The organism is Lysinibacillus sp. CTST325 (genome assembly GCF_054665055.1).
Genome location: NZ_BAAFHO010000001.1, coordinates 569,579 through 590,049, shown reverse-complemented (window position 1 = coordinate 590,049; position 20,471 = coordinate 569,579). Strand labels below are relative to the sequence as shown.

At 38.1% G+C, this 20,471-nt stretch carries 17 protein-coding genes and 2 pseudogenes; 18 read left to right on the top strand and 1 reads right to left on the bottom strand.

Features of this window, described 5'->3' with window-relative positions; genetic code table 11:
- Positions 1-27: 27 nt before the first annotated feature.
- The 9 genes from ACYQ73_RS02985 to tsf all read left to right on the top strand — a co-directional run bounded on the left by ACYQ73_RS02985 (position 28) and on the right by tsf (position 5,919).
- Complete coding sequence (locus ACYQ73_RS02985) at positions 28-474, top strand: chemotaxis protein CheW (RefSeq protein WP_370042849.1); 447 nt, start codon at positions 28-30, stop codon at positions 472-474.
- A gap of 9 nt (positions 475-483) precedes the next feature.
- Complete coding sequence (locus tag ACYQ73_RS02980; RefSeq protein WP_132357421.1) at positions 484-1,116, top strand: chemotaxis protein CheC; 633 nt, start codon at positions 484-486, stop codon at positions 1,114-1,116.
- Positions 1,117-1,623, top strand: coding sequence for a chemotaxis protein CheD (locus ACYQ73_RS02975; RefSeq protein ID WP_460011081.1), 507 nt, complete (start codon positions 1,117-1,119; stop codon positions 1,621-1,623).
- A complete protein-coding gene (locus ACYQ73_RS02970; protein WP_460011080.1) occupies positions 1,623-1,997 on the top strand; it encodes a hypothetical protein in 375 nt (124 codons plus the stop codon). The genes ACYQ73_RS02975 and ACYQ73_RS02970 overlap by 1 nt, the downstream gene beginning before the upstream one ends.
- Positions 1,998-2,330: 333 nt before the next feature.
- Positions 2,331-3,101, top strand: coding sequence for a FliA/WhiG family RNA polymerase sigma factor (locus ACYQ73_RS02965; RefSeq protein ID WP_460011079.1), 771 nt, complete (start codon positions 2,331-2,333; stop codon positions 3,099-3,101).
- A gap of 37 nt (positions 3,102-3,138) precedes the next feature.
- On the top strand, positions 3,139-3,447 hold the full coding sequence (locus ACYQ73_RS02960) for an RNA polymerase subunit sigma (RefSeq protein ID WP_460011078.1): 309 nt from the start codon (positions 3,139-3,141) through the stop codon (positions 3,445-3,447).
- Between the two features lie 9 nt (positions 3,448-3,456).
- On the top strand, positions 3,457-4,053 hold the full coding sequence (locus tag ACYQ73_RS02955) for a hypothetical protein (RefSeq protein WP_460011077.1): 597 nt from the start codon (positions 3,457-3,459) through the stop codon (positions 4,051-4,053).
- 157 nt (positions 4,054-4,210) lie between these two features.
- Positions 4,211-4,930, top strand: coding sequence for a 30S ribosomal protein S2 (gene rpsB / locus ACYQ73_RS02950; protein WP_132357415.1), 720 nt, complete (start codon positions 4,211-4,213; stop codon positions 4,928-4,930).
- A 101-nt stretch (positions 4,931-5,031) separates the two neighbouring features.
- Entirely contained in the window at positions 5,032-5,919 is an 888-nt protein-coding gene (gene tsf, locus ACYQ73_RS02945) for a translation elongation factor Ts (RefSeq protein WP_460011076.1), read from the top strand.
- A gap of 78 nt (positions 5,920-5,997) precedes the next feature.
- Here tsf and ACYQ73_RS02940 read toward each other — a convergent pair whose 3' ends face one another.
- Positions 5,998-6,207 carry a hypothetical protein gene (locus ACYQ73_RS02940; RefSeq protein WP_460011075.1) on the bottom strand — a complete coding sequence of 70 codons (210 nt, stop codon included), beginning with the start codon at positions 6,205-6,207 and terminating at the stop codon, positions 5,998-6,000.
- Between the two features lie 311 nt (positions 6,208-6,518).
- Here ACYQ73_RS02940 and pyrH point away from each other — a divergent pair, with 311 nt between their 5' ends.
- The 9 genes and pseudogenes from pyrH to ACYQ73_RS02895 all read left to right on the top strand — a co-directional run.
- A complete protein-coding gene (gene pyrH, locus ACYQ73_RS02935) occupies positions 6,519-7,244 on the top strand; it encodes a UMP kinase (protein WP_387080018.1) in 726 nt (241 codons plus the stop codon).
- Positions 7,244-7,801, top strand: coding sequence for a ribosome recycling factor (gene frr / locus ACYQ73_RS02930; protein ID WP_460011074.1), 558 nt, complete (start codon positions 7,244-7,246; stop codon positions 7,799-7,801). Before pyrH ends, frr begins: the two co-directional genes overlap by 1 nt.
- 550 nt (positions 7,802-8,351) lie before the next feature.
- Positions 8,352-9,146 (top strand): isoprenyl transferase, encoded by a 795-nt coding sequence (locus ACYQ73_RS02925; protein WP_460011073.1) that lies wholly within the window; start codon positions 8,352-8,354, stop codon positions 9,144-9,146.
- A complete protein-coding gene (locus ACYQ73_RS02920) occupies positions 9,143-9,940 on the top strand; it encodes a phosphatidate cytidylyltransferase (protein WP_460011072.1) in 798 nt (265 codons plus the stop codon). The genes ACYQ73_RS02925 and ACYQ73_RS02920 overlap by 4 nt, the downstream gene beginning before the upstream one ends.
- A gap of 155 nt (positions 9,941-10,095) precedes the next feature.
- The gene (gene dxr / locus ACYQ73_RS02915) at positions 10,096-11,241 is read left to right on the top strand and encodes a 1-deoxy-D-xylulose-5-phosphate reductoisomerase (protein ID WP_460011071.1); all 1,146 of its coding nucleotides are present in this window, start codon (positions 10,096-10,098) and stop codon (positions 11,239-11,241) included.
- 45 nt (positions 11,242-11,286) lie between these two features.
- Positions 11,287-12,549: an RIP metalloprotease RseP gene (gene rseP, locus ACYQ73_RS02910; RefSeq protein WP_460011070.1), complete on the top strand. Its 1,263-nt coding sequence runs from the start codon at positions 11,287-11,289 to the stop codon at positions 12,547-12,549.
- A gap of 331 nt (positions 12,550-12,880) precedes the next feature.
- Positions 12,881-14,587, top strand: coding sequence for a proline--tRNA ligase (locus ACYQ73_RS02905; RefSeq protein WP_460011069.1), 1,707 nt, complete (start codon positions 12,881-12,883; stop codon positions 14,585-14,587).
- 238 nt (positions 14,588-14,825) lie between these two features.
- A pseudogene (locus tag ACYQ73_RS02900) lies at positions 14,826-17,753 on the top strand (PolC-type DNA polymerase III); the annotation flags it as partial.
- Positions 17,754-18,942: 1,189 nt separating this feature from the next.
- Positions 18,943-20,346: pseudogene (locus tag ACYQ73_RS02895) on the top strand (PolC-type DNA polymerase III); the annotation flags it as partial.
- Positions 20,347-20,471 lie beyond the last annotated feature (125 nt).

Genomic DNA, 20,471 nt, shown 5'->3' with positions numbered 1-20,471 from the left:
GGTGAATGAATAAGAGAGGTGTAAATAATGACAAATGCAGTGGAACAAGAAAGTATTAAAGTAATTGTTTTTCAACTAGCAGATAAAGAATATGCGATTCCAGTCTCACATGTACAAGGGATAGAAAAACTAATGCATATTACGCGCGTACCGAAAACGGCGAAATATGTAAAAGGTGTTATTAACCTACGCGGTGTCGTAACACCAATTGTAGATTTACGTGAACGATTTGAATTACCAGTCTCTGAGCACGAAGAAACAACACGTATTATCATTATTTCATTAGAAGATATGGAAGTAGGTTTCGTCGTAGACTCAGCAAATGATGTGTTAGACATCCCTGCTGACTCAATTGAACCACAGCCCGAAGTAGTAGGTTCACTGGAAGAAGAGTTTATTTCAGGGGTGGCTAAAATAGATAAACGATTATTAATTTTATTGCATTTAGAGAAAGTACTAAATCCACTAAAGTAGGGATCGATAATGACATATAATCAAAAGATTACATCACTACATTTAGATGTATTAAAGGAAATTGGTAATATAGGTGCTGCGCATGCTGCGACAGCACTTTCCAATTTACTTGGTAAAAAAATTGATATGCGAGTACCAAAGGTCGAAATGGTGTCATTTAATGACATGATGGAGCTTGCTGGAGGATCTGAAAATGTCGTAGTTGGAATCTATCTACGCATTGAAGGTGATGCTGAAGGTAGTATGTTCTTTATTCTGCCAATTGAACAAGCAAATCGTTTTATTCGTCGTCTCATATTTGATGAATCATTCGACTTTAAAAAACGACCTGTTTCAGAGTTAGGTTTATCAGCTATGCAGGAGATGGGTAATATTTTATCTGGCTCTTATTTATCGGCGTTATCTGATTTTACAAATTTAAAAATTTATCCAACTGTGCCAGGACTAAGTGTTGACATGTTTGGTGCCATTATTAGTATTGGTTTGATTGAATTATCACACGTTAGCGATAATGTTATCGTCATAAACACATCCATTTTTGAAGACGGTGTAGAAGATCAGGAAACGGTAAGAGGGCATTTCTTCTTATTACCAGATCCAGACTCATTTGATGCTATTTTTAAAGCATTAGGAGTTTCATAGATGATGCTAAACAGTAGTAATGGGCAAGTTATAAAAGTTGGAATTGCACAAATGGATGTAGTAAAGTTACCAAATACGATAAGAACATCAGGTCTTGGATCTTGTGTTGGTGTTATTTTATACGATGAATCAAAAAAAATAGCTGGTTTAATTCATGTGATGTTGCCAGATTCGAGTTTAGGGAGACAAGAGTCAATAAATGTGGCCAAATTTGCTGACACAGGCATTGCGGCAATGATTGACTTATTAAAGTTAGAAGGCGTTCAAAAATTCAAGCTAAAGGCAAAAATTGCGGGTGGTGCGCAGATGTTTCAATTCACTTCCGATAAAGATTCTATGCGCATCGGCCCACGTAATGTAGAAGCTGTAAAGCATGAGCTAAAGCGTCATGGAATTCGTTTAGTTGCCGAAGACACGGGCGGTAATAGTGGTAGAACAATTGAATTTAATCCTGCGACTTCGACATTACAAATTCGAACGGTTAACCAAGGAGTGAGCGAAATATAATGTTTGGTTCTATTTTTTATAACCTATGGGGAGCGTTAATTGCCTTTTCTATATATTTTTTTAGTACATTTCTAAAACCTTATACACCACTACGAATTATCATAGGGTCATTTGTGGCGGGAATCATTGTGTTTTTCGTCATGTATATTGTAAGATTTTTAATTGCCTACATTTTATTCACACCAGAGGACGCTGAAGAAGTCGTTGACAGTGAGCATGAAGAAAACGAATCCGGCAATCGTGAGGAAGACAATCAAGAAACACCGACGGCCAACTCTACCGTTGAGTTTCAAGATGAAAACTCAGAAGAAATTGCTCAAGTTGTACGCACGATGATGAATCGTGAAGATGATCCGCAATTAAATAGTGCTTAAAAAATGGGAGTCGCGAGGAGCGGCTCTTTTTTATAGTTATTTAATTCTTTTGCCTTAGTAAGTTTAGACTAAATCTAAACTTACTAAGGCCTGACACATAAATGTAAAGAATCTGTGATAGAGTATGAGAAACAAATGAAATTATAGTCGATTCTTGTTATAATATAGGAAAGAATTACATTGGTTTTTTATGTTAGAGGCTCATAGCTAATAACTCTTTGTTGCCCTCTACGAATAACTTAATTAAAAAGAAGTACAACGGAAAACATCAAGGTAATATAAGACAGTGGCAAACAGGCGCGTAGAAGCGTTTTTCTTAGAGAGGTGGATTACATGACACAACCAATTCTGAACGATGAACAAAAGCTGTGGAACCGCTGGATAAATGAACGTGATCCAGATGCTGGTGATTTACTTATAAAAAAATATATTTCTCTAGTATCCTATCATGTACAACGCATTGGAGCGAGCTTACCAAAGAGTGTATCGCGAGATGATTTAACGAGCTTAGGTATGCTAGGTCTTTTTGACGCGTTAAATAAATTTGATATTAATAGAGACTTGAAATTTGATACATATGCTTCTTTTAGAGTAAGAGGAGCAATTATTGATGGTTTACGTAAGGAAGATTGGTTGCCGCGTTCTGCACGTGAGAAGGCAAAAAAATTAGATGCACAGATTGAACAGTTAGAACAAAAATATATGCGTCATGTAACGCCTGAGGAACTTGCGGAACATATGACTTTACCTGTTGAGGAAGTTTACCAAACTGTACAGGAGCATTTCTTTTCAAATGTTCTTTCCATTAATGAGCAGCAAGATCAAGATGAGACTGATGGAAAGTCATTTGTTATTCGTGATGATACGACAACGACACCTGAGCAAGCTGTCGTTAAGTCAGAACTGCTTGGGGATTTAGCGGAAAATATCCAAAAGCTCAATGATAAGGAGCAGCTGGTGCTTAGTTTATTTTATACTGAGGAATTAACATTAACAGAAATTGGAGAAATGCTTGAATTATCAACATCACGCATTTCGCAAATCCACTCTAAGGCGTTATTAAAGCTACGGAAATTATTATCTAATGAAATGATTAATGCATAATAATCCTAATATACATATCGTTGAAGGAGGGAGTCTCATGAGTTTAAAAGGTGTCGAACTACAAATAGCTATTCCAAAAACTTTTGAAGCAGGGAAAATGGCGGATCAGGCACAACAACAAACTTTGGCTCAGCAAGCACATGCAAATGAAGCGTTAAAAAAAGAAATAGAACGCAAGCAAAAAGTTGTGAATACTTCAGAGGGTATGGATGAGATTAGTGAAGATGAAGAAGCAGGTATCGAGTATATAAAAGGTACTCGAAAAAAGAAAAATAAGGATAACGAGAAGCGAGAGACACAAGCGCAGCATCCGTTTAAAGGGAATTTTGTGGATTTTAGTGGATAGGAGCTTACTATGACAATCATACTAATTGCAGTTCTTTTTATTTTACAGCTACTTTCATTTTATTTCCTTATTATATTAAATACGAAGCTAGCGAAATTTAAGGACTTAGAAAAAAAACAGGAGCGTTTAATGCATGAAATGGATGACACCATCAGTGTTTATTTAGCTGAGATGAAAGATGAAAATGATCGCCTAATTCAAGAGCTACAACGAGTTTCGAAGTCTGAAACTCAAACGAATGCTGTGAAACAGGAAGAACAGATTGAGAGACAAAAGGAGCAAGGGCAAAAGCCTTCTTTGACAAAGGAAGAAAGCACAGTAGACGGTTCTCCTAGTCTAGATAATGAACCGCGTTTTTATGTGCCCAAAAATATTGTAGCCAATGCTTATTCACGTCAGCAGCAAACTGGAGCTAAAACTGAAGCTAAGGTAGTGCATTCGGCCCAGCAACCAACTGATGCAACCAAAAAGGAAGTAGCGAAGCCATTAACAATAGAACAACAAGCTGTTCAATTAGCGAAACAAGGTAAAACAGCAGAAGAAATTGCCAAACAGCTGCAAAAAGGAAAAACAGAGATCGAGCTTTTATTGAAATTTCATCACTAAAACAGTTGCGAATGGGATAAAGCTATGATATAGTTGCAAATGGTGTTATTAATACACACGCATTTTGATGTAGTAAGTGGTGCTCTAAGCATAGGGTAGCTTGTTGCAAGTGATAAATGCGGAGGATAAAAACCAAACATACTAGGAGGAAATACACATGTCAGTAATTTCTATGAAACAATTACTTGAAGCTGGTGTACATTTCGGTCACCAAACTCGTCGTTGGAACCCAAAAATGAAGAAATATATCTTCGTTGAGCGTAACGGGATCTACATCATCGACTTACAAAAAACTGTTAAAAAATTAGAGGAAGCTTATGACTTCATGCGTCAAGTTGGTCAAGACGGTGGTAAAGTTCTTTTCGTTGGTACGAAAAAACAAGCACAAGAAGCGATCAAAGATGAAGCTGAACGTTCAGGCAACTACTACATCAACCAACGTTGGTTAGGTGGTACTCTTACAAACTTCGGTACTATTCAAAAACGTGTTGCACGTATGAAAGCAATCGAAAAAATGGAAGAAGAAGGAACTTTCGAAGTTCTACCTAAAAAAGAAGTAATCCAACTTAAAAAAGAACACGAACGTCTAATCAAATTCTTAGGCGGTATCCGTGATATGCACGATCTTCCAGACGTAATGTTCGTGGTTGACCCACGCAAAGAACGCATTGCTGTTGCAGAAGCTCGTAAATTAAACATCCCTCTAGTAGGTATTGTTGATACAAACTGTGATCCAGATGAAATCGACTACGTAATCCCTGCTAATGATGATGCTATTCGCGCTGTTAAACTTTTAACTGCTAAAATGGCTGACGCTTTAATCGAGTCAAAACAAGGTGAAGAAGAAGCTCCAGCTGTAGAAGCTGCTGCTGAGTAATTCACGTTTACAAAAAGGTGATAAGTGGCTCAGGACCCTTATCACCTTTTTTAGAACTTATCACTAAAATTTATACAACCAATTTGAGGAGGAAACACTAAATGGCAAACATTACTGCACAATTAGTAAAAGAATTACGTGAAAAAACTGGCGCTGGAATGATGGATTGTAAAAAAGCGTTAGTACAAACTGATGGCGATATTGATGCTGCAATCGATTTCCTACGTGAAAAAGGTCTTTCTTCAGCTGCTAAAAAAGCTGACCGTATCGCTGCAGAAGGTACAACTTACATTTTAGAACAAGGTAACGAAGCAATCATCCTAGAAGTAAATGCTGAAACTGACTTCGTTTCTAAAAACGATAAATTCCAAGTATTAGTTGCTTCATTAGCTGAACAATTACTTGCTGCTAAACCTGCAACAGTTGAAGCTGCATTAGAGGTTGCAAATGCTGAAGGTGTAAAAGTTGTTGACCAAATTTCAACAGCAATTGCAACAATCGGTGAAAAAATTACTCTTCGTCGTTTCGAAGTGAAAACAAAAACTGATGCAGATGCATTCGGTTCTTACTTACACATGGGCGGCCGCATTGGTGTATTAGTTACTTTAGAAGGTTCTACAGATGCTTCTGCTGCTAAAGATGTTGCTATGCATATCGCTGCTATTAACCCTACTTATGTTTCTCGCGATGAAGTTTCTGCTGAAGAAGTTGAACGTGAGCGTAAAGTATTAACTGAACAAGCTCTTAACGAAGGTAAACCAGAAAACATCGTAGCAAAAATGGTTGAAGGTCGTCTTGGTAAATACTTCGAAGATGTTTGCTTACTTGACCAAACATTCGTTAAAAACTCAGATCAAAAAGTACGTGACTTCGTTGCTTCAACTGGCGGTTCAGTAAACGGCTTTGTACGTTACGCTGTAGGTGAAGGTATCGAAAAACGTGAAGATAACTTTGCTGAAGAAGTAATGAGCCAAGTTAAAGGTAACTAATTTACTTGCGTTTGATCCTAATCAAATAATATCTAGATTTTCTAGACAAAAAATGGGGAACACAACATAGCGTGTTCCCTATTTTTCCGAAATGAGCGAAAAAAGATATAATTGGTTCATCCACCAAAAGTTGTGGATGTTTGTTAAAACGTATACTATGTATATAAGTTGATTGGAGTGGAGACTGGGCGACTCCTTGGGGTCAGCAATAGTGGAACGAAGGCTAAAACCATCACTTCCTGTGATAACGCCTTCGTGACCATCATTGTGTTGGCCCAAGCGGCTCATCGGACGCCCCAAGGAAGCTTTGCTCTGCGCGAAAGCGAAACGTCAGCGACAAATGTTTTCTGTGCGAAAGCGAAGCGTCAGCAACAAATGTTTTCTGTGCGAAAGCGAAGCGTCAGCAACAAATGTTTTCTGTGCGAAAGCGAAGCGTTAGCAACAAAGCGCCCAGTAGGAACGGAAACCAACCACTCGTTATGGTAATGAGCCATATAATTTCCTATTCTGCCTTATTCATAACTAGCAATTATTGTTATTTATACTATAATGGAAAAGGAAATAGAGATGTTTTAAATAAAGTCTGACGGAGGTTTACAATGAGTGTGCCACAATATAAACGAGTAGTTATAAAATTAAGTGGTGAAGCGTTAGCTGGGGAAGCGGGCTTCGGTTTATCACCAAAAATTATCAAGTCTGTTGCAGAAGAGGTAAAAGAAGTAGTAGATCTTGATGTAGAAGTTGCTGTTGTTGTAGGTGGCGGTAATATATGGCGTGGAAAAATCGGTAGCGAAATGGGGATGGATCGTGCAGCAGCCGATTATATGGGTATGCTAGCAACGGTTATGAACTCTTTAGCGCTACAAGATGCACTGGAGAAATTAGGAATTGAAACACGTGTGCAATCTTCTATTGTAATGACACAAGTAGCGGAGCCATATATTCGCCGTAAAGCAGTTCGTCATCTAGAGAAAAAACGTGTAGTTATTTTTGCAGCAGGTACTGGTAACCCATTCTTCTCTACTGATACTACAGCTGCGTTACGTGCAGCTGAAATCGACGCAGATGCGATTTTAATGGCAAAAAATAATGTAGATGGTGTTTATTCTGCGGATCCAAAAGTAGATGCGACTGCCATTAAATATGATACACTCACATACTTAGACGTTATCCAACAAGGCTTACAAGTAATGGATTCGACAGCTTCTACTTTATGTATGGATAACGATATTCCGTTAATTGTCTTCTCAATTACGGAACCAGGTAATATTAAACGTGCCGTACAAGGCGAAAAAATTGGAACAGTTGTTAGGAGGAATGCATAATGGCTAAACAAGTTTTAGAACAAGCTAAAGAAAAAATGAACAAAACAATTGCCGCTTTTTCACGTGAACTATCTTCAATCCGTGCAGGTCGTGCAAATGCTGCTTTATTAGATCGCATTACGGTTGATTATTATGGTGCACCAACACCGATTAATCAGCTTGGAGGTGTTTCGGTACCAGAAGCACGCTTATTAGTTATTACACCTTACGATAAAACAATTTTAGGTGAAATCGAAAAAGCAATTATGAAATCGGATATTGGTATTACACCAACAAATGATGGATCTGTTATTCGTTTAATGATTCCTGCTTTAACAGAAGATCGTCGTAAAGATCTTGTGAAGCAAGTGAAAAAAGAAGCAGAAGATGCAAAAATCGCTGTACGTAATGTTCGTCGCGATGCGAATGATGATCTAAAAAAACTTGAAAAAGCTGGCGAAATCACAGAAGATGATCTACGTGGCTACGGTGAAGATATTCAAAAATTAACGGATGACTTCATCGTTAAAGTAGATCAAGTGACGAAAGAAAAAGAAAAAGAAATTCTAGAAGTGTAAGCAACTCGTTTTGCATATCTATGATGGAACTTTTTGATGAGATGAAGGCGTCCTATATAATAAAGGACGTCTTTTCTCTTTACTATTAAAGTATCTTCATTCAGCGGGTGTTCAAACACTTACTGAGATAGAGCATCTTTAATTGTTTTTAGGGAAATATCTTTCATCTATTTTTGCTTTCATTTAAGATTAAGAAGAACTATTCTTTACGTGAACTGAAATACATTATTGAACAATGAACAAAATAAGGGAAACAATAACCCTTTTTAACCTTCAGGTGAGTGGGTGTGATAAAAGTCTTAAAAGCCCATCTAATAAAGAGTTCATCACCAAAAAGTTGGAATATGTCATGATAAGTTGATGTTCGTTTTGACTACACTCATTTGTAACGAAAATTAACTTAACATATGGTGATATTTTAAAATGTGTATAGTTCTAAAATAAGGTAGTTCATACATAGTCAATTTAGAGGGAAAAAAAAGACAAAACGCGCTTTTGTTTGTTATGATAGGTTAGTATACGTCCGATTAGTTGTAGTGGGGGAGTTAGCATGTTTAAAAAGCTATTAGGTAAACAAATAAATATAGATTCACTATCATTGGAGGAACGTGTTGCCCTTGCTAAAAACGAGCCGATTCCTGCCCATGTAGCGATTATTATGGACGGAAATGGACGTTGGGCAAAGAAACGCGCCATGCCACGTGTTGCTGGGCACCATGAAGGTATGAAGACGGTACGAAAGGTAACTAGATTTGCGTCAGATCTAGGTATTAAAGTTTTAACGGTGTACGCGTTCTCTACAGAAAATTGGAAGCGACCAAAACCAGAGGTCGATTTCCTAATGCGTTTACCTGTCGAATTTTTAGGTTCCTTTTTACCTGAAATGATGGAACGCAATGTACGTGTTGAGATGATAGGAGATCCAACTTTATTACCTGCACATACGCAAAAAGCGTTGTATGAGGCGATGGAGGAGACGAAGCATAATACAGGATTAATTCTAAATTTTGCTTTGAATTATGGAAGTCGTTCGGAAATGGTTAATGCCATGAAAACAATGCTTCAGAAGGTGCAGGATGGTCAATTAACGATGCAAGACATAACAGAAGAATGCATGACCTCTCATTTAATGACGGCTCATTTGCCAGAGCCAGATTTATTAATTCGCACAAGTGGTGAAGTGCGATTAAGTAACTTCATGTTATGGCAGCTCGCCTATACAGAATTTTGGTTTACAGATACATTGTGGCCAGATTTTAGCGAGGAAAACTTACTGAAAGCGGTGGAAAACTACCAGAAACGTAATCGCCGTTACGGTGGGTTGAAGGGAGAAGAAACAACTTGAAACAACGAATTATTACAGCAATAATTGCAGCAGCACTATTTATTCCATTTGTTATTTATGGGAAAGTGCCATTTACAATACTTGTGCTTGCGATGGCTGTTGTCGGCTTTTATGAAATACTAAAAATGAAAGGTATTTCCCTTTTTTCAGTACCTGGTTTTTTAGGGTTACTAACATTAATACTACTTGTTATACCAACAGACTGGTCAAATAAGGTAGTAGATGCAATTGGCTATTCCTCCAATTTAATGGTTGTGTATGGTCTAATGATGCTATTACTCATATATGTAGTACTTGTAAAAAATAAAATTACATTCGATGAAGTTGCATTTATATTATTAGGTGCGTTTTATGTCGGGTTAGGCTTCCATTATTTAATTGAAACACGAAGCTATGGTCTAGAGTTTGTCGTATATTGTTTACTTGTAGTTTGGACAACTGACTCAGGTGCATATTTTGTTGGAAGAAAACTAGGCAAAAATAAACTATGGCCTGAAATTTCACCGAAGAAAACCGTGGAAGGTTTTGTAGGTGGGATTGTTATAGCAGTAATTTTTGCAATCGCGATGCAAGCAATTTATCCATTTGCAAAAGGCTATGGCTCACTTATTTTCATTACAATCTGTGCGTCAATTATTGGCCAAATGGGCGATTTAGTGGAATCTGCTATCAAGCGCCATTTTGACGTAAAGGATTCAGGAAATATTTTACCTGGGCATGGCGGTATTTTAGATCGCTTTGATAGTCTATTGTTCGTAGTCCCTTTACTACATTTTTTCCATTGTTTTTGGTAACTGGGAAACAATAGCGGTCATCGGACGCCTCTAGGAAAGCTTCCAGTCGGAACCGACATCAACTCTACGTCATGCTGACGAGCCATAATAATAGCATTTTCCTCTAAACAGAGTGCTATATCATTTGCTGAGATAGAAAAAGGGGACAATTTGTCGTGAAAAAAATTAGTTTACTTGGTGCAACTGGTTCAATCGGTTGGCAAACCTATGATATTTTAAAAGAACAACGCGATGCCTTTCATTTAGTAGCGTTTTCTTCAGGAAAAAACATCGAAAAAACGCGTGAAATGATTGAAACTTTAAAGCCCGAGCTTGTATCTGTTCAATTAGAAGAAGATGCAATTATGCTCGCTAAAGAATATCCACAAGTACACTTTACGTTTGGTGCAAAAGGGCTTGTAGAGGTCGCTACACATCCTGATTCGACGGTGCTAGTAAACGCGGTTCTTGGTAGTGTTGGACTAGAATCGACATTAGCTGCAATTCGCATGGGCAAAACAATTGCTATTGCCAATAAAGAAACACTTGTAACTGCTGGACATTTAGTGATGGCAGAGGCCAAGAAATATAATGCAGCAATTTTGCCGGTTGATAGTGAGCATTCTGCGATTTTCCAATCGATGAATGGTGAGAATCCGAAAAATATTGAACGATTAATTATTACGGCTTCTGGTGGTAGCTTCCGTGACAAAACACGCGAGGAATTGAAGCATGTAACGGTTGCAGATGCACTAAATCATCCGAACTGGTCAATGGGTGCGAAAATTACGATAGATTCAGCTACAATGATGAATAAAGGGCTAGAAGTCATTGAAGCACATGTTTTATTTGATATGCCTTATGATAAAATTGATGTACTTTTGCATAGAGAAAGTATTATTCACTCTCTAGTTGAGTATCATGATACTAGTGTCATTGCACAACTAGGTACGCCGGACATGCGTGTACCTATCCAATATGCATTAAGCTACCCAGATCGTATGCCGCTACATAACGGACAACGACTTAATTTAGCGCAAATTGGTCAGCTACATTTTAAAGAAATGGATTTTGAACGTTATCCAGCATTGCGACTAGCATATGAGGCTGGGCGCACAGGCGGTACAATTTTAACAGCGATGAATGCAGCGAATGAAGCGGCAGTTGCGGCATTTTTACAAGGGAAAATAACATTCCTTGAAATTGACGAAACGATTGAGCGTGTAATGCAAGCACATAACAACATATTAGTGCCAGATTTGCAAACAATTTTGCATGTAGACAGTGAAACAAGAAAAACAGTGTTAGACATGGTAAAATAAAGAGAGAAGATATCGTTAACTATTCGCTTTTAAAGGTGGGGTATTATGCAAACAGCTATTGCATTTATTTTAATATTTGGCCTACTTGTATTCTTTCATGAATTTGGTCACTTCTTATTCGCGAAACGAGCAGGAATTATGGTTCGGGAATTTGCAATCGGTATGGGACCAAAAATTTATGGAAAAACACATGGTGAAACAATCTATACGATACGTTTATTGCCGATTGGCGGTTACGTGCGTATGGCTGGCGAGGACATGGATGGCGCCGAATTACAGCCGGGCTATCGAGTAGGGCTTATTGTAGATGAAGAAAATGTTGTAAAGAAAATTATCTTTAATCAAAATAATAAGCAATTACCAGATTTGTTATTTTTAGAAGTTGAGCGTGCCGATTTAGAAAAGGATTTATTTGTAGAAGGCTATGATGAAGAGGAAAAATTAGTTCGTTATAATGTTGCAAGAGATTGTATTCTTGTAGAAAACGGTAAAGAAACGTTAATTGCACCATATGATCGTCAATTTAACGCTAAAACAGTTGGTCAACGAGCTATGACAATCTTTGCAGGTCCGTTATTTAACTTTATATTAGCTTTTATTATTTATATGCTGATTGGCTTAATTCATGGTGTACCTACGTACGAGCCAATCATCACGGAAGTAGTAGAAAATGATCCGGCTGCACAAGCAGGAATGCTTGCAGGTGATAAAGTAGTTGGCATTGACGGACAAGTAGTTGAAAAATGGCAAGATTTAGCTGCCATTGTACAAGATCACCCTGGTGAAGATATTACTGTAACAGTTGATCGAAACGGTCAGCAAGTTAACCTAAAAATGAAGGTAAAAGAAGTAAAACAAAATGGCGATAAATATGGTCAAATAGGGGTTAAGTATGAGAGTCCACGTGAATTTAATCCATTAAAGGCTGTTGTTTATGGCGCACAAGAAACGTATAATATGACTGCTCGAATATTTGAATTGCTTGGTATGTTAATTACCGGTAAATTCACGATAGATGCTCTATCAGGTCCAGTAGGAATTTATAAAGCGACAGAGCAGGTAGCTCAATATGGATTCATCAATTTAATGAATTGGGCTGCGATGTTAAGTATTAACCTTGGAATTATGAATTTACTTCCGCTTCCAGCACTTGACGGTGGTCGTCTATTGTTCTTTGGCTTCGAAGCAGTAAGAGGCAAACCAATTGATCGTCAAAAAGAGGGTCTTGTGCATTTTGTCGGTATCGTACTATTGATGATCTTAATGGTCGTAGTTACATGGAACGATATACAACGATTCTTCTTTTAACTTATTTCAGCAGATGCCAAACATCCGCTGAAATAGAGGAACTCAGTCTAAGAACGCCACGTCCTGTGGCAACGACTGAGTGACCTATATCACGTTGGCCCAAAGCTGATTCCAGACGCAATTACGCAGAGGCATAATTGATCTAAATAAGTTAAGTTAAGTTTTTCAAGTAAAACATATTTAGAAGAAGCCTGGGCAATTATGCCAAGGTGGAAATTGATTGAAAAAACATAGCTTTGAGCGCAATTTTTTTGAAACATTGCGTTCAAAGCTAAATTTGTTTATGCTAATTAGAGTATAAAACTTATCTATTAAAAAGGTGGAACACTGAATGAAGCAAAGTAAAACATTTATCCCAACGCTACGTGAAGTACCTGCTGATGCAGAGGTTAAATCACATAAGCAATTATTACGTGCAGGGTTTATTCGTCAAAATACAAGTGGGGTATACTCGTATTTACCGCTTGCAAAACGTGTCTTAACAAAAATAGAAAACATTGTTCGTGAAGAGATGGAAGCAATCAATTCAATTGAGCTTTTAATGCCTTCATTACAATCTGCGGAACTTTGGCAGGAATCAGGTCGCTGGGAAAAATACGGTCCAGAATTAATGCGTTTAAAGGACCGTCATGATCGTGATTTCGCATTAGGGCCAACTCATGAAGAAGTAATCACAACTTTAGTACGCGATGAAATTAAATCATATAAAAAATTACCGCTAACACTTTATCAAATTCAAACTAAATTCCGTGATGAAAAACGTCCTCGCTTTGGTTTACTACGTGGCAGAGAGTTTATTATGAAAGATGCATACTCTTTCCATGCATCACGTGAAAGTTTAGATGAAACATATGATGATATGTATCGTGCTTATTCAAATATTTTCTCTCGTCTAGGTTTAAACTATCGTGCAGTTATTGCAGATGCAGGCTCAATTGGTGGGAAAGGTACACATGAATTTATGGTGCTTTCTGAAATTGGAGAAGATACAATTGCATACTCTGACACGTCTAATTATGCTGCAAACATCGAAATGGCAGAAGTTCTTGTAGACTATCAACCATCAGATGAAGCGTCAAAAGAGCTTGAAAAAGTGGCAACACCAGACCAAAAAACAATCGAAGAAGTATCAGCTTTCTTAAATGTTGAGCCTTCAAATGTCATTAAATCATTAGTATTTGATGTTGACGGTGAATTAGTTGTTGTACTTGCTCGTGGAGATCACGAAATTAATGATATTAAGCTGAAAAATGCGCTTGATGCTGGTTCTGTTGAACTTGCAAGTGAAGCGGCAATCCGTGATTTATTAGGCTGTGGAGTTGGTTCAATCGGTCCTGTTAAATTACCGATAGACGTAAAAGTAGTAGCTGACAATGCTATTAAATCGATTCGTAACGGTGTAGCCGGTGCAAATGAAGATGGTTTCCATTTAGTTAATGTTAATCCAGAGCGTGATTTTGCAGTGAATAAATACTTAGATATTCGTTTTATTCAAGAGGGTGATCCATCTCCAGATGGACAAGGAATTATCAAATTTGCAGAAGGTATCGAGGTTGGTCATATTTTCAAATTAGGAACAACTTACTCTGCAAAAATGAATGGTACATTCTTAGACGAACAAGGTAAATCACAACCATTTATTATGGGATGCTATGGTATTGGTGTATCACGTATTTTAGCTGCTGTTGCAGAGCATTTCCAAGATGAAAATGGTTTTGTGTGGCCAACACAATTAGCTCCTTATGATATCCATGTTGTCCCTGTTAATACAAAGGATGAAACACAAGTTGCCTTAGCTGATGAGCTATATGGCTTATTGAAATCATACCGTTATGATGTGCTATTAGATGATCGTGCTGAGCGCGCTGGGGTTAAATTCGCAGATGCTGACTTAATTGGCTTACCTGTCCGTGTCACAGTAGGTAAAAAAGCAACTGAAGGTATTGTTGAGGTTAAATTCCGTCAAACAGGTGAAACGTTCGAATGGAAAAAAGAAGAGGTCATTGATCGCTTAAATGAATTTTTCCGCAAAAATTAATTTCCTTTAAAACGGCTTGTCCCAAAAAGGATGAAAATGGCATTAAATAGATAAAAGATTCGCGCCACTTCTCGGGGACAGCGAGCCAAGCATGAATTCATAGATGTTTAGGATTTGTGAGGCTTGACGGTCGCCCGCGGAAAGGGAGCGAATTTTTTCTTTGATTCGTAAACGTTGGTGAGGAAATAAAACAAGGGGCTTTTAAGACTGCCTCTTTCTGAAAGTAGGTGTCAATAGATTGGAACAGCAACAAGAAGCAAGAACGAAGTTTCAAATGCTCTTGCAACAACTAGAGTTAACAGATGATGTGTATATGTCCTTTTTTGAAGAAGGTGAATTATCACGACTAACTGTACACAAAAAGAACAGGCTATGGAATTTTACCATTAAATTACGAGATATACTTCCTTTTTCACTATACCAACTATTTCGTACTCGTTTGACTGAAAAATTTTCAGCGATCGCTCAAATCCACACAACTTTCGATACGGTAGAGAAAAATGTTACGGAAGAACTTGTCCAACAATATTGGCTAACAGTAGTAGAACAAATAGATGAGATGGCGCCACCTTTAAAACATTGTCTAGCATCGCAAATGCCTATGTGGAATGGGCAAAAAATCACTTTATCTTGCATGCAAGAAATGGAATTTATGATGCTGAAAACAAAGTATGCAGAAAAGCTTTCCGAAAGCTATAGTCAATTTGGCTTTCCACACATTGTGATAGATTTTGTGCTTCAAGATCAAACGGAAGAAATGATCGCGGCACAGGAAGCTTTCATGGAACAGAGGCGTTTAGAGGAAGCAGCTTTAGCTCAGCAAGCGATACAAGATTACCAAAAACGTGAGCAGGAGAAGAAAGAAAATCCAGCTATTGCGAACCTTGGTGACCGTCCATTCCAGCTTGGTATGTTAATTAAAGATGATGAAACAATGGAAATTAAACGCATTGTTGAAGAAGAACGCCGTGTTATCATAGAAGGTTTTGTTTTTGATACGGAAATTAGAGAGCTGAAAAGTGGTCGCTCTTTATTACAAATAAAAATTACCGACTATACGGATTCTATCGTAGTAAAAATGTTCTCACGTGATAATGATGATGCGGAACTTATGAAGCATTTGAAAAAAGGCATGTGGGTAAAAGTCCGAGGCTCTGTACAAACTGACACATTCATTCGTGATTTAATCGTTATGGCAAATGATATTAATGAAATAAAAAAAGCAACACGTCAGGACCACGCGCCAGAAGGCGAAAAACGGGTGGAGCTACATCTTCATACACCAATGAGTCAAATGGATGCTGTGACACCAGTTGGTAGACTTGTTGAGCAGGCTGCAAAGTGGGGTCATCCAGCCGTGGCTATTACTGACCATGCTGTTGTTCAATCCTTCCCAGAGGCCTATGCAGCAGGGAAAAAGCATGGCATAAAAGTTATTTATGGCTTGGAGGCTAATTTAATAGATGATGGTGTACCGATTGCGTATGCACCTGAGAACCGATTATTATCTGATACTACCTATGTCGTGTTTGACGTAGAGACGACAGGACTATCAACTGCTTACGATACTATAATTGAGCTTGCTGCGGTGAAAATTAAAGATGGAAATGTGATAGACAAATACGAAAGCTTTGCCAATCCACATCACCCCCTTTCAGCAACAACCATTGAACTGACAGGCATTACAGATGATATGGTACGTAACGCGCCAGAAGTGGAGCAAGTCATTAAGGAGTTCCATGCATTTATCGGAGATGGCATAGTAGTAGCCCATAATGCATCGTTTGATATGGGCTTTTTATATACAGGCTATAAAAAATTCGGGCTAGAGGGTACGATTCATCCAGTTATTGATACGTTGGAGCTTGCGAGAATGCTGTATCCAACGATGAAAAACCATCGTTTAAATACACTTTGTAAAAAATTCAATATTGAATTAACCCAGCATCACCGGGCTATTTATGATACAGAGGCAACGGGTTATTTACTTTTACAGCTGTTAAAAGATGCAGATGAATTAGATATTAAATACCACGACGACTTTAATAAGCATGTTGGTGGTGGGGATGCTTATAAAAAAGGACGACCAATGCACTGCACAATATTAGCGGTAGATAATGCTGGATTAAAAAATTTATTTAAATTAGTTACCCACTCCCATACAAAAACTTTCTATCGTGTACCTCGCGTAACACGAGCGGTTCTAGAGCAATATAGAGAAGGTTTATTAGTCGGATCAGGTTGCAGTAATGGTGAATTATTTGAGACGATGATGAATAAATCCCCAGAGGAAGCAGAGCAAGTTGCGAGATTTTATGATTATATTGAAGTTCAACCAAAGGCAGTGTATGCACCGTTAATTGAGCGCAATGTTATACGTGATGAATGGACACTTGAAGATATTATTCGCAAGCTTGTAAAGCTAGGGAAGAAAATCGATAAACCAGTTGTAGCTACCGGTAATGTACATTACTTAGATCCAACAGATGGGATGTTCAGACAAATACTAATCGGCTCTCAAGGTGGTGCCAACATCTTAAATAGATCAAAGCTACCTGAAGTTCATTTTAGAACGACTAATGAAATGCTTGAAGAATTTGATTTTTTAGGACCGGATCTTGCGAAGGAAGTAGTTGTCACCAATTCTCAAAAAGTCGCAAATATGATTGGTGAAGTTAAACCAATTAAAGATGATTTATATACACCAAAAATTGAAGGTTCAGATGATGAAGTTACAAATTTAACCTATGAAATGGCACATCTTATATACGGAGAAGAGCTACCAGAAATCGTGAAGGCCCGAATTGAAAAGGAATTAAAGTCAATTTTAGGCCATGGTTTCGGCGTAATTTATTTAATTTCTGCGAAGCTTGTGAAAAAATCATTAGCGGATGGCTATTTAGTAGGTTCCCGTGGATCTGTTGGATCTTCATTAGTAGCGACCTTTATGGAGATTACCGAAGTAAACCCACTTCCACCTCATTATGTTTGTCCAAATTGTAAGCATTCCGAGTTTTTTAATGATGGTTCTGTAAGCTCAGGCTTTGACTTACCAAATAAAGATTGTACGGAATGTGGGACACCATATAAAAAAGATGGGCAAGATATCCCATTCGAAACGTTCCTTGGCTTTAAAGGAGATAAGGTACCTGATATTGATTTGAGTGTGACACGTTGTTAACTGAAAAGGTTAACCACCTTAGTTGGTAGAACTGCTATTTCGAAGTGTGGAATGAGAGAGTAACGCCTTGAAACACACTCGCTGAAGCTACGACAAGCGTGAACGGTATTGCAAACACCAAAAACGTTTGAAGCTCGTTAAAGTAGACTGAAGTTCACCCAAACAATTAGGCTGTGGAAAGAGGGATAAGTCTCTTGTGAATGATAGGTCTGGCGTCTATAAAATTCCTATGGTTAGAAGCGGTAGAATAATCGAGACGAACCCTCGACTGACTTTTCGTGAATGTCACGTAGTAGAAATACTGCGGGGTCCAGTTAGGACTTCTAGGTGTGGATGAGTAAGTGTTAGGTTATGAAAATCCATATTGTGTTACAGGCACAATCCAGCCTAGCGGAATTTAGAGGGAACCTAAGGGAATTATGTACAGATAGAAATAGTGGAACGTGTGAAGCTCCTAACGTAAGAGAAGATTGCACTTCAATGACGACGGTGTATGGAAAGGCAAAATGGCTATAACATACTTTAAAGGAGTGGCAGTAGTGCCGTAGTACTGACGAAGAAATGCTGTTGATGACTGAATAACCAATAAGTCGGAGGAAAAAACATTTCAGAGGGAAGGGCACAAGTCGTTAACGTTGAAACAAAACCTACAATAAGTCAGATTTGTATATGACTAAAGAGAACGAAAACTTCGTAAAGGAAGTGATTAGTTGGCTGACTTAATGATTCAAAAATTAAGAAATATTTTGGTTTGCAAGAGACATTTGATAACCTTTTTATAGAAAGCGAAAAAGGTCGATACTTCACAGATATTTACAAGTGAAGATTTAAAAGGCTCATCACCAAAATTTGTGGCTGCCATTTGTTAAAACATCTGCCATGTATATAAGTTGATTTCCGTTCTGGCTGGGCGACCCCAGGAAAGCGCCCAGCCGGAACGGAAATCAACCACACGTTATGGTGATGAGCCATTTAAAAGTAATGGATTGCTGATATATCCTATTGAAAATAAATAAAATAAACGAACTAAGAACGGAAGTAGGAAATCCAAAGCTTAGTTTATAAATTTCAACAAAGTTAACGATGGAACGCCGTATGACGCCGAAAGGGTCACGTACGGTGTGGGACGGGGGAAAAGCTGGAGATAATATCAAAAGTTTACCTATCGTCATATTTCTCGGGAGAATATCAACCACAAGCTCATAACTATACGAAGGTATTATTCGGTGAAGATTATGTATATCGTGCTGGAACAATCGGTACAGTTGCAGAAAAAACAGCGTATGGCTATGTAAAGGGTTATGCTAGTGATAACAACTTGCATTTCCGCGGTGCCGAGGTAGATCGCTTAGTGCAAGGTTGTACAGGTGTAAAACGTACAACAGGGCAACACCCTGGAGGAATTATCGTAGTACCAGATTATATGGATATCTTTGACTTCTCACCAGTGCAATTCCCTGCGGATGCACAGGATGCAGAATGGCGTACGACACACTTTGATTTCCATTCCATTCACGATAATATTTTAAAACTTGATATTCTTGGACACGATGATCCGACTGTGATTCGTATGTTGCAGGATTTATCAGGGATAGATCCGAAAACGATTCCAACAGATGATCCAGTCGTTATGAAAATCTTTAGTACTCCAGAATCTTTAGGCGTAACAGAAAAACAAATTGGTTGTAAGACCGGAACTCTCGGCATTCCTGAGTTCGGTACACGTTTTGTACGCCAAATGCTTGAAGATACGAAGCCATCAACATTCTCAGAGCTTGTGCAAATTTCAGGACTTTCACACGGAACAGACGTATGGCTTGGTAACGCGCAAGAGTTAATTCAAAACGGTACATGTGTGCTGAAAGAAGTAATTGGCTGTCGTGACGATATTATGGTGTATTTAATTTACCAAGGGCTAGAACCGTCACTGGCATTTAAAATAATGGAGTCCGTGCGTAAAGGGAAAGGTTTATCTGAAGAGTTTGAGGCAGAAATGCTGTCGAATAAAGTACCAGGCTGGTATATCGAATCATGTAAAAAGATAAAATACATGTTCCCGAAAGCCCATGCGGCAGCTTACGTGTTAATGGCTGTTCGTATTGCATGGTTTAAAGTACATTTCCCGATTCTTTATTATGCAGCGTATTTCACAGTACGTGCAGATGATTTTGATTTAATTGCCATGGTACAGGGCTCGCAAATGATTCGTGCAAAAATTGATGAAATCAATATAAAGGGCTTAGATGCTTCAACAAAAGAAAAAAACCTATTAACTGTGATGGAACTAGCGCTTGAAATGTGTGAGCGTGGGATGAGCTTCCAGAAGGTCGATTTATATCGTTCTCAGGCTAGTGAATTTATCATTGATGGGAACTCTTTAATTCCACCATTCGATGCGATTCCTGGACTTGGTACAAACGTTGCGAAACAAATTGTGGCAGCACGTGAGGATGGAGAATTTTTATCGAAGGAAGATTTACAGCAACGAGGCCGTGTATCCAAGACATTGATTGAATACATGGATCAATTGGGTTGTTTAGAAGGAATGCCTGATGCGAATCAATTATCACTTTTCTAAAATAAGAAGGTTAGTGTAAAGCATCTTCACATTAACGAATAACTTATCTGCATTATGTTCAAATTAAGGCTTATAAAGTTGGGGATGACATTTGTTAAAATGTATATCATGTAAATAAGTTGATT